The organism is Kitasatospora sp. NPDC059577 (assembly GCF_042735475.1).
Taxonomy (GTDB): domain Bacteria; phylum Actinomycetota; class Actinomycetes; order Streptomycetales; family Streptomycetaceae; genus Kitasatospora.
Genome location: NZ_JBHWBZ010000043.1, coordinates 61,248 through 77,534 on the forward strand (window position 1 = coordinate 61,248; position 16,287 = coordinate 77,534).

A 16,287-nucleotide genomic window follows, 5' to 3' on the forward strand; every position below is an offset into this window, starting at 1 on the left:
GGAACCGGGTCGATCGACTCTCCCGTGCTGCCGTCCGGAGTTCCGTCGGCACGGCCGATGTTTTCGGCCGAGATTTCCCGCCGATTCCTTCCGAGTCATTCGGATCAATTCGACGTTTTTCGGAGCGGTCACGGGGGTGGCGAAATGTCAAAGAATTACGACGTGTACTGCATGGCCGATCCGACGTTCTTCGACTCGCCTGCCGGGCTGAAGGAGGAGGGTCTCGAATTCGCCCTCACCGGCCGGCCGGTGCCCGAGGGCTGGAGCAGGATCCCGCACGGCGACTGGGTGCTGTTCCGCCCCGAGGGCGGGGATCCGCTGCCGAAGCAGGGCTGGAAGATCCACACCTCCGGCCGGCAGCAGAACGCCGACCTGATCCTCGACGCGGTGGCGGACCACTGCCACGCCGAACGCATCCCGTTCAAGCACCTCGCCGGCCGGCACATCCTGCAGACCCGGAACATGAAGTACGCCCACCGGGGCGCCAGCGGAAAGCTCGTCACCGTCTACCCGCGTGACGAGGCCCAGCTGAAGACCGTGCTGGACGCGCTGGACGCCTGCATCGGCGGTGAGGCCGGCCCGTACATCCTGAGCGACCTGCGCTGGAACGAGGGCCCGCTCTACGTGCGGTACGGCGGCTTCACCGAGCGGCACATGGTCTCCGAACAGGGCGCGCTCGTCCAGGCCATCGAGGCGCCCGACGGCACCCTGGTGCCGGACCTGCGCGAGCCGGTCTTCCACGTCCCGGAGTGGGTGGAGCTGCCGGACTTCCTGGCGCCGCAGTTGGCGGCGCGGAAGCGGGAGACCGTCGAAGGCCTGCCGTACCGGATCGAGAAGGCGCTGCACTTCTCCAACGGCGGCGGACTCTACACCGGCGTGGACACCCGCACCGGCGCGCAGATCGTGCTCAAGGAGGCCCGGGCCCACGCGGGCCTGACCAACGACGGCAAGGACGCGGTCGAGCGGCTCCGGCACGAGCGGGACATCCTCGAACGGCTCGCCGGGCTGAGCGTCGTGCCCAAGGTGATCGACTACTTCGTGGTCGGCGACCACCACTTCCTGGTCGAGGAGTTCCTCGACGGCCAGCCGCTGAACAAGTTCTTCGGCCGGCGCTACCCGTACAACGGCTCCCGGACGGACCGGGCCGAGATCGCCGAGTACACGGACTGGGCGCTCGGGATCTGCCGGGCCGTCGAGGAGGCGGTCGACGCGGTGCACGGACGCGGCGTCGTCTTCGGCGACCTGCACCCCTTCAACGTCATGGTCCGCCCGGACGGCAGCGTCGCGCTGATCGACTACGAGGTCGCGGCGCCGGTGGAGGCGCAGACCAAGCCCGCGCTCGGCAACCCCGCCTACGCGGCGCCGCGCGACCGGACCGGCTTCGCCGTCGACCAGTACGCCCTGGGCTGCATCAGGCTCGCGATGTTCATGCCGCTGACCGCGATGCTCCGCCAGAGCCTCGGCAAGGCCCGGCACCTGGCGGACGAGATCGCCGAGCGGTTCCCGGTGCCGCGCGAGTTCCTCGACGCGGCGGTGCGGGACATCCTCGGCCCGGCCGACGGGGACGGGTCCGGCCGGCCCGCGCGGCCGTCCACCGGCACTCCCGCGACGGTCTTCGACCCGGCCGTCCTGCCCCTGCCGACGCCGGACCGGTCCGCCTGGGCCGCCACCCGTGACTCACTGGCCGGCGCCATCCTGGCGAGCGCCACCCCGGACCGCGACGACCGGCTGTTCCCCGGTGACATCGAGCAGTTCAACACCGGCGGGCTCAACCTCGCGCACGGCGCCGCCGGAGTGCTGTACGCGCTGGACGCGACCGGTGCCGGCCGCTTCCCGGAGCACGAGCGGTGGCTGCTGGACCGCGCCCTGCGCAAGGACGCCCGGGCCCGCTTGGGCTTCTACGACGGTCTGCACGGCGTGGCCCACGTGCTCGACCGGCTCGGCCACCGCGCCGACGCGCTGAAGGTCCTGGAGCTCTGCCTCGCCGAGGGCTGGGAGCGCCTGGGCACCGACCTGCAGAGCGGCCTGTCCGGCCTCGCGCTCAACCTCGCGCACTTCGCCGACGCCACCGGGGAGTCCTCGCTGGGCGAGGCCGCCGTCCGGGCCGCCGACCTGGTCGCCGGACAGCTCGGCGGCGCCGAGGACGTGCCCGACACCAGCGGCGGCCGCCACCCGCACGCCGGGCTGATGCGCGGCTCCGCCGGGCCGGCCCTGGTGTTCGTCCGGATGTACGAACGGACCGGCGACCGGGCCTACCTGGACCTGGCCGCCACCGCCCTGCGGCAGGACCTGCGCCGCTGCCTGACCCGCGCCGACGGCGCGGTCCACGTCAACGAGGGCTGGCGCTCGATGCCCTACCTCGCGACCGGCAGCGCGGGCCTGGGGATCGTCCTGGAGCGCTACCTGGCGCACCGCGAGGACGAGCAGTTCCGCGTCGCCGCCGACGGCGTGCGGATCTCCTCGCAGTCCGAGCACTACGTCCTGTCCGGCCTGTTCAACGGCCGGGCCGGCATCATGCAGCACCTCGTCGAGACGTCCCGGCTCCCGCAGCCGGCCGACGATCCGGACGTGGCGGCGCAGATCAGGGCGCTGTCCCTGCACGCGCTCGCCTACCAGGGGCACCTCGCCTACCCCGGCGAGCAGCTGCTCCGGCTGTCGATGGACCTCGCCACCGGCTCCGCGGGCGTGCTGTTCGCCCTCGGCGCGGCGCTCGGCGACACCCGGGTCCACCTGCCGTTCCTCGGGCCGGCCCGGACCCCCTGACCCGGCCGGCCCGCCAGACCGGCGCACGGGCGCGCGCCGCCCGAACCGGCACCCGCCCGTGCGCCCCCACCGACTGCCCTTCCGGTCCCGGAAGGGTGCCCGCCAGGGCGAAACCGATATCCAGCGGAAAGGAAGAGAACCATGGCACTGCTTGACCTGCAGACGATGGAGCTGCCCGCCGAGGCCGAGGAGCTGGCCCCCATGGGTAGCGGTCAGAGCACCGACTGCTCGAACTCCAGCTGGCTGTGGTGCAACTGACCCTGACCTCCGGGTCGGGTCGGAACACCCCCGCACGGCTTCACTGACCACCGCACGACACACCAGAGAGGACAGGACCATGGCGCTGCTTGACCTTCAGGCGATGGAGCTTCCCGAGGCCGAGGAGATGGCCCCGATGGACAGCGGCAAGAGCACCGACTGCTCGAACTCCAGCTGGCTGTGGTGTAACTGACGCCGACTGAACCACTAGTCGGTTAGGCCTCCCGGTCCTGGGTGGGATCCCGCCCAGGACCGGGAGGCCGACGCGCTTCACGGCTCCACCCGCACGACCGCGCGAAGCCGCGGCACCCACAGTCCATCGCGACGACCCGGAGGGGCAGCGTGACGACCGACTCCCCGGCGGCGGCCGGCCGCACCGAGCCGGCGATCGGCCGCGACGCCGACCGGCTGCTGCTGAGCGCGGTGCGCCGCGGCGGCGGCTGGGCCGTCCTCCTGGTGCTCGCGGCCCTCGGCAGCGTGCTGGCCCAGGTGCTGCTGCCCGCGGTGGTCGGCTCCGCCGTGGACAGCGCGATGTCCGGCCGGCCGGACGACGGGCGGATCACCACCTGCGCGGCGGTGATCGCCGTGTTCATCGTCTGCGAGGTGCTGTCCGACCTCGCCGCGGGCCGCAGCTCCGCCGCCGGCACGGCCTGGCTGCGCCGGGCCCAGCTGGCCCACCTGCTCACCCTCGGCGGCCGGGCCACCGCCCGCTTCGACCCCGGCGACCTCACCGCCCGGCTGATCGGCGGCGCCGCCGACGCGGGCGCCGCCGCGGAGGCCGCCGTCTGGGCGGCGCTCTCCGTCCTGCCGACCCTCACCAGCGTGGTCGCGCTCTGGCTGATCGACCCCTGGCTGGCCCTGACCTTCCTGGTCGGCATGCCCGCCCTGGTCTACTTCCTGCGCTCCTACGCCCAGGACATGTCCGCCCTGATCACCCGCTACCAGAAGGTCCAGGGCGCCATCGCGGCCGGCTTCGTCGAGGCGCTGGGCGGCATGCGGACCATCGCGGCGGCGGGCACCACGGACCGGGAGGCGGAGCGCGTGCTGCGCCCGCTCCCCGAACTGAGCGGCCTGGGCCACGGCTTCTGGCGGGCGCAGACCAGGGTGGCCTCCCAAAGCGCCCTGCTGGCACCGCTGTTGGATGTCGCGGTGCTGTCGGTGGCCGGTTTCGGGCTGGCCGCCGGCCGGGTCACCCCGGGCGAGATGCTGGCCGCCTCCCGGTACGCCGCCCTGGGCACCGGCCTCGGCATGACCGCGATGTTCCTCGGCCGGCTCGCCCGCGCCAGGGCCGGCGGCGGACGCATCCGGGAGGTGCTCGCGGAGCCCGCCACGGTGTACGGCGTCCGGGCGCTCCCGTCCGGCCCCGGCCGGCTCGAACTGCGCGGGGTCACCGTCCGGGTGGACGGACGGACCCTGCTGGACGGCGTCGACCTCACGGTGCCGGGCGGGACCTCGCTCGCGATCGTGGGCCGCTCCGGCACCGGCAAGTCCCTGCTCGCCGCGGTGGCGGGCAGGCTGACGGACCCGCACGGCGGGACCGCCCTGCTCGACGGGGTGCCGCTGCCCGAGCTGTCGCGCGAGGAACTGCGCGGCGCGATCGGGTACGCCTTCGAGCGCCCGGCCCTGCTGGGCCGCACGGTCGGCGAGGCCATCGCCCTCGACGACGTGGCGGAGGCGGACCGGCCGAGGCTCTCCCGGGCCGCCGCGGCGGCCTGCATCGACGCCTTCGTGGAGCGCCTGCCGGACGGCTACCGCACCGACCTGCGGGACCTGCCGATGTCCGGTGGTGAGGCCCAACGGATCGGTCTGGCAAGGGCGTTCGCGCACCGGGGCCGGGTCCTGGTGCTCGACGACGCGACCTCCAGCCTGGACACCGTGACCGAGTTCGAGGTCAGCACCGCGCTCACCACCGAACTGGCCGGCCGTACCCGCCTGATCGTCGCCCACCGGGCCTCCACCGCGGCCCGCTGCGATCTGGTGGCCTGGCTGGACGGCGGCGGCATCCGGCGGATCGGCCCGCACGACGAGCTCTGGGCCCTGCCCGAGTACCGGGCCGTCTTCCGGCCCGATCCGCCCACCGGCGAGGACCTCCCGGCCGGTGCGGACCGCCCCGCCGGCGAGGACCGCCCCGCCGACGGCGCCGGGCTCGACGCGGCCCGCCCCAGCCCCGCCGAGGTGAGCAGGTGAACCGGGCACCCGAGGTCTCCCTCCGGACCGAACTCCTCGCCCCGCTGCGCCGCAGTCCGCGGGTGGTCGTCCGGCTGGCGCTGTGGTCGGCGGTCGAGGCACTGCCCGGGTTCGCCGCCGGCCGCCTGGTGGCCGGGGCGGTGGACTCCGGCTTCGGCGCCGGCCGCCCCGGGGTCGGCATGGCCTACCTGGCCCTGCTCGGTGTCGCCGTCTTCGTCGGCGCCTGGGCGACCCGCCAGGTCTACCCGCGGCTGGCGGCCCTGGTCGAACCGCTGCGGGACGACCTGGTCCGCCGGGTGGTCACCGGCGGACTGCACGCGGCGCGGACGGCCCCCGGCCGCCCCGACACCGCGGGCGTTGCCCGGCTGACCCAGCAGGTGGAGATCGTCCGCGAGGCGTACGCCGGGATCACCATGGTCGTCCGCCGGTTCGTCTTCAGCGTCGGCGGCGCCCTGCTGGGCATGTGCTTCCTGGAGCCGCTGGTCCTGGTCGTGGTGCTGCCGCCGCTGCTGGCCGCCGCCGGCCTGCTGGCACTGATGCTCCGCAGCACCACCGACGCCCAGCGGGAGCTGCTGCTCGCCGACGAGCGCCTCGCCGCCGAGGCGGGCGCCGTGATCGGCGGCCTGCGCGACGTGACCGCGGCCGGTGCCGAGCGGTGGACCGGTGACCGGCTCTCGACGGCGGTCGAGCGGCAGGCGCTGGCGGCGCGGCGGGTCGCCCGCCTGACCGCTGACCGGACCCTGGTGCTGGCCGTCGGCGGCTGGCTCCCGCTGGTCCTGCTGCTGTCCACGGCCTCCTGGCTGACCGGCCACGGTGTGACGGCCGGCGGGCTGCTCGGCTCCGTCACCTACATCACGCAGGGGCTCCAGCCCGCCCTGCAGACCCTGGTCCAGGGCCTGGGCGGCAGCGGCGTACGGCTGGCCGTCACCCTGCGGCGCATCCTGGAGTCCACCCCGCCCGAGCCCGCCGCCCCGGCGCCCGGGCCCGCGGGGCGCACGCACGGCCCGTACGGCGTCGAGCTGAGCAAGGTCGGTTTCGCCTACGGTCCCGGTGCCGAGCCGGTGGTCCGCGACCTCGACCTGACGATCGGTCCGGGGGAGCACCTGGTGGTGGTCGGGCCGAGCGGGATCGGGAAGTCGACCCTGGCCGGTCTGATCGCCGGACTGCTCCGGCCGACCGGCGGCGAGGTGCGCCTCGGCGGGCGCCCGCTGCCCGCCGACCCCGCCGAACTCGCCCGCCACCGCGTCCTGATCCCCCAGGAGGCGTACGTCTTCACCGGCACCCTGGACGAGAACCTGCGGTACCTCGCCCCCGACGCCGGGCCCGGGGACGTGGACCGGGCGGTGGCCGCCATCGGGCTGGAAGGACTGGTCGAACGCCTCGGTGGCCACGGGGCGCAGATCGCGCCGGACGCGCTCTCGGCCGGCGAGCGCCAGCAGATCGCGCTGGCCCGCGCCTACCTGTCCCCGGCCGACCTGGTCGTCCTGGACGAGGCGACCTGCCACCTGGACCCGGTCGCGGAGGCCCGGGCCGAGGAGGCGTTCGCCCGCCGCCGGGGGTCCCTGCTGGTCATCGCCCACCGGATGAGCTCGGCGCTGCGGGCCGACCGGGTCCTGGTCATGGACGGCACCGACGCCGTCGCTGGCAGCCACGAGGAACTGCTGACGAGCTCCGCCCTCTACCGCGACCTCACCGGCCACTGGCGGCGCCCGGCGGGAGCCCGCTGAACGGGCGGCCGCAGGCCCGCCCGGGGCGTCAGCCGAGCCGGGGCCCGACCGACAGCCAGCCCATCTCCTCGGCGATCCGGATCGCGTCCACCCGGCTGCGCCCCCCGGTCTTGGACACCGCGGCGGCCAGGTGGTTGCGGGCGGTGCCGGGCGAGATGAAGAGCCGGGCGGCGATCTCGGTGACGGAGGCCCCCTGCGCGGCGAGCCGCAGGGTGTCCAGTTCCCTGGGCGTCAGCGGGTTCTCGCGCGCACCCAGCGCGGCCAGGGCCAGTTCCGGGTCGACGGCCCGCTCGCCGGCGGCCACCTTCCTGATCGCCGCGGCCAGTTCCTCGGCCGGGGCGTCCTTGCCGAGGAAGCCCAGCACGTGGGCGGAGAGCGCACTGCGCAGGTAGGCGGGCCGGGCCAGCCCGGTGAGTACCAGCGTCCCGCACTCCGGGAGCTTCTCGTGCAGTTCGGCGGCCGCCTGCAGTCCGTCCAGCCCGGGCATGTCGATGTCCAGCACCGCGACGTCCGGCCGCACCTCCAGCGCGGTCGGCAGCACCAGGTCCCCGCGGTCCACGTCGGCGACGACCTCCAGGTCGTCCTCGTAGGCGAGGAGCGCCATCAACGCGCTGCGCACCATGCTCATGTCCTCGGCCAACAGGACCCTGATCATCAGCCCGCCCCCTGTCAGGTAACCGCCACGCGAAGACTTCATTAGACAACACGCCCTGGCCAAGCCCGCTTCCGCTTGATCACGCCCGCCCCGCCCGCCGGTCGGCGTAGCCTTCGTGCATGGCAGAGAGCAAGGTCCGGAACGCGACGCCGAAGGCCGAGCCGGCGGTGAAGAAGGCGGCGAAGAAGCCCGCCGTGAAGCCGAGGAAGCCCGAGTCGCACCTGGCGATGGTGCGGCGGGCCCGGCGGATCAACCGCGAGTTGGCTGAGCTGTACCCGTACGCGCACCCGGAGCTGGACTTCGAGAACCCCTTCCAACTGCTGGTGGCCACCGTGCTGTCGGCGCAGACCACCGACCTGCGGGTGAACCAGACCACCCCCGCGCTGTTCGCGAAGTACCCGACGCCGGAGGACATGGCGGCGGCGAACCCGGAGGAGCTGGAGGAGCTCATCCGGCCGACCGGCTTCTTCCGGAACAAGGCGAAGTCGCTGATCGGCCTCTCGATCGCGCTGCGGGACGAGTTCGGTGGCGAGGTGCCGGGCCGCCTGGCCGACCTGGTGACCCTGCCGGGCGTCGGCCGCAAGACCGCCAACGTCGTGCTGGGCAACGCCTTCGGGGTCCCGGGGATCACCGTGGACACCCACTTCGGCCGGCTGGCCCGGCGGTTCGGCTGGACCGCCGAGGAGGACCCGGTGAAGGTCGAGGCGGTCGTCGCCGAGATCTTCCCGAAGTCGGAGTGGACGATGCTCTCGCACCGCGTGGTCTTCCACGGCCGCCGGATCTGCCACGCCCGGAAGCCCGCCTGCGGTGCCTGCCCGGTCGCGCCGCTGTGCCCCGCGTACGGCGAGGGGGAGACCGACCCGGAGAAGGCACGCGCGCTGCTCAAGTACGAGATGGGCGGACAGCCGGGGCAACGGCTGAGGCCCCCGGCGGACTTCCCCGGCGAGGCGGCCGCCCGGGCCGACGCGGCCGGCCACGACGGTCGGGTCGCGGATCTGGCGGTGGCCGGATGATCACGCGCGGGATCGAGCGGGACGACCTGCCGGCCTGGCTGGAGCCGGTCCGGGAGGCGGCCGAGCGGGTGCTGCCGGAGCAGCTGAGCCGCTTCCTGCCGCCGGTCGAGGGCGGCCGGGCGGCGGCCGTGCTGATGCTGTTCGGCGAGGGCCCGGAGGGGCCGGACGTGCTGCTGATCGAGCGAGCCCGGTCGCTGCGCTCGCACGCCGGCCAGCCGTCCTTCCCGGGCGGCGCGCTCGATCCGGAGGACGGGGACCCGGAGGGCCCGGGCCCGATCGCGGCGGCGCTGCGCGAGGCCTGGGAGGAGACCGGCCTGGACCCGGCCGGGGTGCAGGTGTTCGCGGCACTGCCGCGGCTGTACATCCCGGTGAGCAGCTTCGTGGTGACCCCGGTGCTCGGCTGGTGGCGCGAGGAGTCGCCGGTGCGTCCGGTGGACCGGGGCGAGACCGGCGCGGTGTTCCGGGTGTCGATCGCCGACCTGGCGGACCCGGCGAACCGGGTGCGGCTGCGGCACCCCTCCGGTCACGTCGGCCCGGCCTTCGCGGTCGCCGGCCGGCTGGTGTGGGGCTTCACCGCCGGGGTGATCGACCGGGTGCTGCACCACAGCGGACTGGAGCTGCCCTGGGACCCGTCCCGGATCGTCGACCTCTCGGACGACGCGCTGGCCCTGGTCCAGGGCGACCTCGAACACTCCCGCGCGCTGCCGGGCGGCGACGCCGGAGCCTCGTGACCGACCGCCGGCGCGACCGGCCACCGGACCGTGGGAGGGTGTCGGAGTGAACGTGCTGGATGTGCTGCTGATCGCCGCTGCCGTGGGATTCGCCGTGTCGGGCTACCGGCAGGGCTTCGTGGTCGGTGTCCTGTCGCTGGTCGGCTTCCTCGGCGGCGGTCTGCTGGCGGTCGAGCTGCTGCCGCTGCTGCTCGACCACCTCAGCCCCGGCACCACGGCCTCGGTGGTGGCCGTCGTGGTGGTGATCGTCTTCGCCGCGATCGGCCAGGCGGTCACCGCGCACTTCGGCTGGAAGCTGCGCGGCCACATCGACCGCCGGCCGGCCCGGGTGCTGGACGCGGCCGGTGGCGCGGTGGTGAACGTGGTCTCGATGCTGCTGGTGGCCTGGCTGATCGGCTCGGCGCTGGCCGGGGCCTCGCTGCCGACGGTCTCCAAGCAGGTCCGTTCCTCGGCGATCCTCGGCGGGGTGCAGAACGCGCTGCCCTCGGACGCGCCGAACTGGTTCTCGGACTTCTCCAAGGTGCTCGCCCGCAACGGCTTCCCGCAGGTCTTCAACCCCTTCGAGCACGAGCCGATCACCCAGGTCGACACCCCGGACCCGGCGCTGGCCGCCAGCCCGGCGGTGGCGCGGGCCAAGCAGAGCCTGGTCAAGGTGGTCGGCACGGCGACGTCCTGCGGCAAGACCCTGGAGGGCAGCGGCTTCGTCTTCGCCCCGCACCGGGTGATGACCAACGCGCACGTGGTGGGCGGGGTCAGCGAGCCGACCGTGCAGATCGGCGGCGTCGGCCAGCTGTACGACGCGACGGTGGTCCGCTACGACTGGCAGCGCGACATCGCGGTCCTGGACGTGCCCAAGCTGAACGCGCCCGCGCTGACCTTCGCGGGCGAGGCGAAGACCAACGACAGCGCGATCGTGGCCGGCTTCCCGGAGAACGGCGCCTTCAACGTCCAGCCGGCCCGCATCCGCGGCCGGATCCAGGCCAACGGCCCGGACATCTACCACCGCGGCCCGGTGGTGCGCGACGTCTACTCGGTGCGCTCGGTGGTCCGCCAGGGCAACAGCGGCGGGCCGCTGCTCACCCCGGACGGCCAGGTGTACGGCGTGGTGTTCGCCAAGTCCCTGGACAGCGCCGACACCGGCTACGTGCTGACCGCGGCCGAGGTGCGCGAGGACGCCCAGCAGGGCGGCACCGCGACCGCCCGGGTGGACACCCAGGGCTGCGCGCTCTGACCGGGCCGTCCCGGGCCGTCCCGGGCGGGGCCCCGCAGGGGCGGCCTCTCCGAGGGCAGTCTGTCCGGGGAGGCCCCGCCCGGGACGCGCCGGGCTGCGGCGTCCGATATCCGTCGTACCGTCAGCCCGCCCTGATAGCCTCGGCCGCGCTCACCCGTTCGGCTCAACCGGGCGCCGTCCCGGAGTGGGCCCGACGGGAGGTCGTGGCAGTCCGATGATGGGTCATTCGCACGCGGTGAGCGGGGCGATGCTGTACGCGGCGTCGGCCCCCTTCCTGCCCCCGCTGCTGCTGCACACCACGCTGCAGCCGGCGGACATACTGATGGGCACGGTGCTGTGCGCGGGTGCGGCCCTGCTGCCGGACCTCGACCACCACGACGGCTCGATCGCCAACTTCCTCGGCCCGGTCTCCAAGGCACTCTGCCGCTTCGTGGCCTGGGCCTCCGGCGGTCACCGGCACGCCACCCACTCGCTGCTGTTCGTCGGGCTGATGGGCGCCGGCACCTGGGCCGGCGTGACCTTCCTGGGCCGCAACTTCACGCTCGGGCTGACCTTCTTCCTGCTGGCACTGGCGATCAGGGCGCTGCGACTCTGCCCGCCGGGCGACGGTCCGCAGGCCTGGATCACCGTCATCGGGCTGTCCGCGCTGGGCACCTTCGGGATGAACACCTGGATGCCCAACTCGCCCGGCTGGCTGCCGTACGCGGTGGCGCTGGGCACGCTGGCGCACCTGCTGGGCGACTGCCTGACCAAGAAGGGCGCGCCGCTGCTCTGGCCGCACAAGGAGCGCTACGAGGTCGTGCTGATCAAGCGCAGCGGCAACGACGTCGAGACCAAGGTGCTGGTGCCGATCATGTCGGTGGCGACCTTCGTCCTGCTCTGGTTCACCGCGGTGTCGCCGATCACGAACTGAGCGGTGCGTTCCGGGCGGCCGTTCGACGGCCCGCCCGGTCGCCGGGTGTCACCGGCCCCACGCGGCGCGAGGCCTCAGGTCTCGCGCCGCAGTCGTGCGCCCACCCAGCGGGCGCGTCGGCCGAGGATGCGCGGGATACCGAGCTGCCGCGGGTCCGCGCGGTGACTGCCGTCGAGGCCGTCGAAGCCGAGGTCGTCCGCCCGGTCGGGGCGGTGGGCGGAACGCTGCGGGCTGTTCTGGCGTCGGCCGCGCGGGGCGGCGCCGCGATCGGGCATCCAACTCATACCGGAATGGATGCCCCTGGGCCGGTGGAGGTAATCGCCCGGGGTGTGCCGAAATTGGCCTATGCGGTTGTCATATGAGCGAAACATCACGGGAGTTGGGTCCGAAGGCCCTTCCGTGACATGACACGTCCGGCCCCGGGTGCCTCGCCCGAGGTCACTCCTTGTGGCGCCCGACCCAGTCCAGCAACTCGGCGGTGAACTCCTCCGGCGCCTCCTCGTGCGGGAAGTGCCCGACCCCCGGCAGCAGCCGCCAGCGGTACGGCGCCGCCACGTACTCGCCGCCGCCGAGCGCCGTGTGCGAGAGCAGTACCGGGTCGGCCGCGCCCTGGACGTGCAGGGTCGGCGCGGTGATCGGCTTCTTCATCCGTCGTGCGAACTGGATGCCGTCCGGCCGCGCCAGCGACCGCAGCAGCCAGCGGTAGGGCTCGATCGAGCAGTGCGCGGTGCTCGGGATCTGGATCGCCTGCCGGTACGCGTGCACCGCGGCCTCGTCCAGGCCGTTCGGGCCGGTCCAGGCTTCCAGGTAGCGGCCGACCAGCTCGGCGTCGTCGGCCACCAGGCGGCGCTCCGGTATCCACGGCCGCTGGAAGCCCAGCACGTGCTCGAAGGCGGCGAACTGGCGGCGGTCGGTCAGCAGCGCCCGGCGCAGGTCCCTCGGGTGCGCCGCGGAGACCACGGTCAGGCTCTGGATGACGGACGGGCGCATCACCGCAGCCACCCAGGCCAGGGTGCCGCCGGAGGCGTGCCCCACCAGGTGGGCCCGGCGCTCGCCGAGCGAGCGGATCACCCCGGTGATGTCCAGGGCGAGGTTGCCGGGGTCGTACCCGCGCGGGGTGCGGTCGCTGCCGCCGATGCCCCGCAGGTCGAGCGCCACCGCCCGGTAGCCGGCCTCGGCGAGCGCGGTCAGCTGGTGGCGCCAGGCCCACCAGTACTCGGGCCAGCCGTGCACCAGCAGCACCAGCGGCCCCGAGCCCAGCTCGGCGATGTGGAAGCGGGCGCCGTTGGCCGCGAGGTCGCGGTGCGTCCACGGGCCGGACTGCCGGATGCTCCAGGTCGCGGCGGCCCCGGCGGTCGCCTCGCCGGGCCCCCGCCCGGGGACCGGGCCGGAGCCCCCGGGGACGAGCCCGGGGCCGGAGTCGGGGCCGGAATCGGCGGACGGCTGCGCGGGCACGGGCTTCTGGTCAAGCGGCATACCGAGAGCGTGTCACATCCGCGTGCCGGACACGTGCCCGGCACTCACTGTCGGCGGGTCCGCCCGGGCCACGGCGGCTGACCGGAGCCGTCCGCTCCCGGTACCGCCGGCGGGCTCCGTTGACGGGACCCGTTGACGGTCCGTCGTCGGGGCCGCCCGTCAGCTCGACGACGGCTGTGTGTCAGTGCCCGCCGTCAGTGCCCGCCGTCAGTGCCGCCGGTGGGGCTGCCGGTGGGGCTGCCGGGGCCGCCGCCAGGGCCGTGGGCAGGGCCGTCGGCAGGCCGTCGCGGCGGCGGGACCGCCCTCACCCGGAGGCGACCGCTTACGGGATGCGGCCCAGGGCCCGGTCGATCTCCTCCTTGGTGGCCGGGCGCGGCCGGGCGTTCTTCAGCACGTCGGCGGTCTTCTGGGCACCCTCGATGGTGCGGTGCGGCGGCTCGATCTTCTTGAACGAGCGGTACGCCAGCACCCCGAGCAGGACCGCGAGCAGCAGGTAGGCGCCGGCCACGATGAGGAAGGACCAGCCCAGCGACAGGCCCAGCGCGTGGATGCCGTAGGCCGCGGCGGCGCTCAGCATCGGGATCGAGAACAGCGCCACCACACCGGCGACCGCCAGCGAGACACCGCCCGAGACGCCGCGCTTGACGTCCGCCCGGATCTCGGCCTTGGCGAGTGCGATCTCGTCGTGGACCAGCGCGGACAGATCGGCGGTGGCCGCCGCGAACAGCTGCCCCACTGAACGCTCGCCCTCGTAGGGCGCCCGGCCGTTGCTGGACGGGTCTGCGGTTCCTGCGGGCATCAGCGGTTCTCCTCTGCGGCTGTACGGCGTGACGCCCCGCGGGTCCGCGGTTCCGGGGCCGGTGGGGGGTCCGGAGGCGTCAGTGGATTGTCGACAGCTCAGAATCATGCCCCTACCGGTCAGTCGGACACCACTCCGGGGCCCCGCCGGAGGGACGTGTCCCGGCCGGGGAAGGCCTGCGCGCGGTCGTCGGCGGGCCCACCGGCCGCCTCCCGGTCGGGGCTTCCGGGAGGCGGCCGGGGCGGGTGTGCGGAGCTTCCGGAGGGACCGTCAGCGGTCCGTCCCGGAGGTGTCGGGACTCCCGGGGTCCCCGGTGGCCTTCCGGTTCCCGGTGGTGCCAGTAGTGCCGGAGGCGTCGGTGGTGCCGGAGGCGTCGGTGGTGCCGGAGGCGCCGGAGTCCTCGGGGCCGCCGCCGGGCAGCGGCCGGGTCGCCTCGGAGGCCCGGGCCCGCTCCGAGACCCGCGCCCGCCACGCCGGGTCGTCCTCCTGGTAGACGTCCGGGACGCTGTCCCCGTCCAGGTCCCGGTCCTCCTCCTCGCACAGCGCGCGGTAGTGCCGGTTGCGCAGCTTCAGCAGCACGGTGGCGAGCACCGCGCAGAGCAGCGAGCCGACCAGGACGGCCGTCTTGGACAGGTCCGCGAGTTCCGGGTCGTCCGGGAAGGCCAGCTCGCTGATGAGCAGCGAGACGGTGAAGCCGATGCCCGCGAGCACCGAGACGGCGACCATGTCGGCCCACTTGAGCTGCGGGTTCAGCTCGGCCCGGGTGAACCGGGCGGCCAGCCAGGTGCCGCCGAATATGCCCACCGACTTGCCGATCAGCAGGCCGGCCACGATGCCGATCGGGGTGGCCTGGGTGAACACCTCGCGCAGCGCCGGGCCGGAGATCGTCACCCCGGCCGAGAACAGGGCGAACAGGGGGACGGCCAGTCCGGCGGAGAGCGGGCGGACCAGGTGCTCGATGTGCTCGCCGGGGGAGTGCTGCTCGTCGCCCTCCCGGTGGCAGCGCAGCATCAGGCCCATCGCGACGCCCGCCACCGTGGCGTGGATGCCGCTCTCGTGCATCAGCGCCCAGGTGACCAGCGCCAGCGGCACGAACAGGTACCAGCCGTGCACCCCGCGCCGGTGCAGGAACCAGAACAGCACCAGCCCGGCGAAGGCCAGCCCGAGCGCCCAGAACTTGATGCCGGAGCTGTAGAAGACCGCGATGATCAGGATCGCGATCAGGTCGTCGACCACGGCCAGGGTGAGCAGGAAGGCACGCAGCGGCGAGGGCAGGTGGCTGCCGACCACGGCCAGCACGCCGAGGGCGAAGGCGATGTCGGTGGCGGTCGGGATCGCCCAGCCGCCGGGGTGCCCGCCGCTGCCGGAGTTCACCACGGCGAACACGATCGCGGGCAGCGCGACCCCGCAGACGGCGGCGATCACGGGCAGCAGCGCGGCGCTCGGCGTGCGCAGCTCGCCCGCGACGAACTCGCGTTTGAGCTCGATCCCGGCGACGAAGAAGAAGATCGTCAGCAGCCCGTCCTGGGCCCAGGTGGCCAGGGAGAGGTCGAGGTGGAGCGGGGCGGAGGGGCCGACGGTGTAGTCGAGCACGCTCTCGTACGCCTGCGGCCAGACGTTGGCCCAGATCAGCGCGATGACGGCGGCGCCCAGCAGCAGCACGCCGCCGACCGTCTCGGTGCGCAGGGCGTCGGTGATGAAGGCGCGCTCGGGCAGTGGCAGCCGGCCGAGGAACTGCCGGCGGCGGGTCGTCGGCTCGTGGACGGGCGGCTGGTCGGTCACGGGGGACCTCCTGAGGGGCTGGGAGCGGCAACGGATACACGGGTGGTGCAGTTGCCGACCAGACTTCCCGGCGCGCCCTGTGACGCCCGGATCCCCGACAGGGGGTCTTGACGCGTCCTTAGCAGTCTAACGGGACGTTCGGGTGACATCCGGATTGTCTTGTTAAAGGACTTAAGCCCTGCGGGGCGGTTTCGCACTCCGGACGAGCAACGGCCGGGCGCCCGAACGGCCCCGGCCGCAGGTGTTCGGGTGAACCCGTTCCCGTTCCCGTTCCCGTTCCCGCCCTCGCCCGCAGGCGACGTACGGTGCGCCCCGGTCGACGGCCACCTCCCGGCGCACCCGCTCCCGGGCCCGTGCGAGCGGCCGATCACCCGCTCCACCCGGCCGGCCGCACCTCGGGCCTGCCCCGCGCGCCGGTGGCCTGCCCCGTTCTTCGATGGACCGCCGCGCTCGCCGGTGGGCGGCCCCGCTCTCGGCTTCGGGCCGTTCGGCCCGGTGGGCACCGCGCGCAGACCCCGGTGGGGCGGGCGGTGCGGGCGGAGCGCGGTCCGTTGCCCGGGCGGGGCCCTGTCCCGGGGCGCCTCCGCGGTCCTGGGTGCGGCCGAGCACGGCTGTGGCCCCCGCCGGGAACAAAGCCCCCGGCCCCCCCCCCCGGTAAGTTAGCGCCGGTATCGCCCGGCCGGGGCATATAAAAAAAAAACAACCCACCAAACCAAAAAAAAAAACATAATACCAAAAAAAAAATAAAAAAA

At 74.0% G+C, this 16,287-nt stretch carries 14 protein-coding genes; 9 read left to right on the plus strand and 5 right to left on the minus strand.

The genetic code is table 11. The annotated features are described in order from the left end of the window. The first annotated feature begins 144 nt into the window (after positions 1 to 144). The 5 genes from lanKC (at position 145) to ACFV0O_RS27910 (ending at position 6,935) form a co-directional block, all read left to right on the plus strand. The gene (gene lanKC, locus ACFV0O_RS27890; protein ID WP_380346371.1) at positions 145 to 2,763 is read left to right on the plus strand and encodes a class III lanthionine synthetase LanKC; all 2,619 of its coding nucleotides are present in this window, start codon (positions 145 to 147) and stop codon (positions 2,761 to 2,763) included. Positions 2,764 to 2,904: 141 nt separating this feature from the next. Further along, complete coding sequence (locus ACFV0O_RS27895; protein ID WP_189913033.1) at positions 2,905 to 3,021, plus strand: SapB/AmfS family lanthipeptide; 117 nt, start codon at positions 2,905 to 2,907, stop codon at positions 3,019 to 3,021. Positions 3,022 to 3,100: 79 nt separating this feature from the next. Then, complete coding sequence (locus ACFV0O_RS27900) at positions 3,101 to 3,214, plus strand: SapB/AmfS family lanthipeptide (RefSeq protein ID WP_360253584.1); 114 nt, start codon at positions 3,101 to 3,103, stop codon at positions 3,212 to 3,214. A gap of 149 nt (positions 3,215 to 3,363) precedes the next feature. Continuing rightward, the gene (locus ACFV0O_RS27905) at positions 3,364 to 5,208 is read left to right on the plus strand and encodes an ABC transporter ATP-binding protein (protein ID WP_380346374.1); all 1,845 of its coding nucleotides are present in this window, start codon (positions 3,364 to 3,366) and stop codon (positions 5,206 to 5,208) included. Beyond that, positions 5,205 to 6,935: an ATP-binding cassette domain-containing protein gene (locus ACFV0O_RS27910; RefSeq protein ID WP_380346376.1), complete on the plus strand. Its 1,731-nt coding sequence runs from the start codon at positions 5,205 to 5,207 to the stop codon at positions 6,933 to 6,935. The genes ACFV0O_RS27905 and ACFV0O_RS27910 overlap by 4 nt, the downstream gene beginning before the upstream one ends. 28 nt (positions 6,936 to 6,963) lie before the next feature. Here ACFV0O_RS27910 and ACFV0O_RS27915 read toward each other — a convergent pair whose 3' ends face one another. Continuing rightward, a complete protein-coding gene (locus ACFV0O_RS27915; RefSeq protein ID WP_380346378.1) occupies positions 6,964 to 7,590 on the minus strand; it encodes a DNA-binding response regulator in 627 nt (208 codons plus the stop codon). A 227-nt stretch (positions 7,591 to 7,817) separates the two neighbouring features. On the opposite strand from ACFV0O_RS27915, the gene nth reads away from it, so the two are divergent. The 4 genes from nth (at position 7,818) to ACFV0O_RS27935 (ending at position 11,478) form a co-directional block, all read left to right on the plus strand. Further along, on the plus strand, positions 7,818 to 8,603 hold the full coding sequence (gene nth / locus ACFV0O_RS27920; protein WP_380346392.1) for an endonuclease III: 786 nt from the start codon (positions 7,818 to 7,820) through the stop codon (positions 8,601 to 8,603). Beyond that, on the plus strand, positions 8,600 to 9,334 hold the full coding sequence (locus tag ACFV0O_RS27925) for an NUDIX hydrolase (protein WP_380346380.1): 735 nt from the start codon (positions 8,600 to 8,602) through the stop codon (positions 9,332 to 9,334). Before nth ends, ACFV0O_RS27925 begins: the two co-directional genes overlap by 4 nt. 46 nt (positions 9,335 to 9,380) lie before the next feature. Then, entirely contained in the window at positions 9,381 to 10,565 is a 1,185-nt protein-coding gene (locus ACFV0O_RS27930; protein WP_380346382.1) for a MarP family serine protease, read from the plus strand. 214 nt (positions 10,566 to 10,779) lie between these two features. Next, positions 10,780 to 11,478 (plus strand): metal-dependent hydrolase, encoded by a 699-nt coding sequence (locus ACFV0O_RS27935; protein ID WP_380346384.1) that lies wholly within the window; start codon positions 10,780 to 10,782, stop codon positions 11,476 to 11,478. A 74-nt stretch (positions 11,479 to 11,552) separates the two neighbouring features. On the opposite strand, the gene ACFV0O_RS27940 is transcribed toward ACFV0O_RS27935, so the two are convergent. The 4 genes from ACFV0O_RS27940 to nhaA all read right to left on the minus strand — a co-directional run bounded on the left by ACFV0O_RS27940 (position 11,553) and on the right by nhaA (position 15,535). Further along, the gene (locus ACFV0O_RS27940; RefSeq protein WP_380346386.1) at positions 11,553 to 11,762 is read right to left on the minus strand and encodes a hypothetical protein; all 210 of its coding nucleotides are present in this window, start codon (positions 11,760 to 11,762) and stop codon (positions 11,553 to 11,555) included. A 154-nt stretch (positions 11,763 to 11,916) separates the two neighbouring features. Then, positions 11,917 to 12,954 carry an alpha/beta fold hydrolase gene (locus ACFV0O_RS27945; protein WP_380346388.1) on the minus strand — a complete coding sequence of 346 codons (1,038 nt, stop codon included), beginning with the start codon at positions 12,952 to 12,954 and terminating at the stop codon, positions 11,917 to 11,919. Between the two features lie 322 nt (positions 12,955 to 13,276). Continuing rightward, on the minus strand, positions 13,277 to 13,753 hold the full coding sequence (locus ACFV0O_RS27950; protein ID WP_360253566.1) for a phage holin family protein: 477 nt from the start codon (positions 13,751 to 13,753) through the stop codon (positions 13,277 to 13,279). Between the two features lie 270 nt (positions 13,754 to 14,023). Then, complete coding sequence (gene nhaA / locus ACFV0O_RS27955; protein ID WP_380346390.1) at positions 14,024 to 15,535, minus strand: Na+/H+ antiporter NhaA; 1,512 nt, start codon at positions 15,533 to 15,535, stop codon at positions 14,024 to 14,026. Positions 15,536 to 16,287 lie beyond the last annotated feature (752 nt).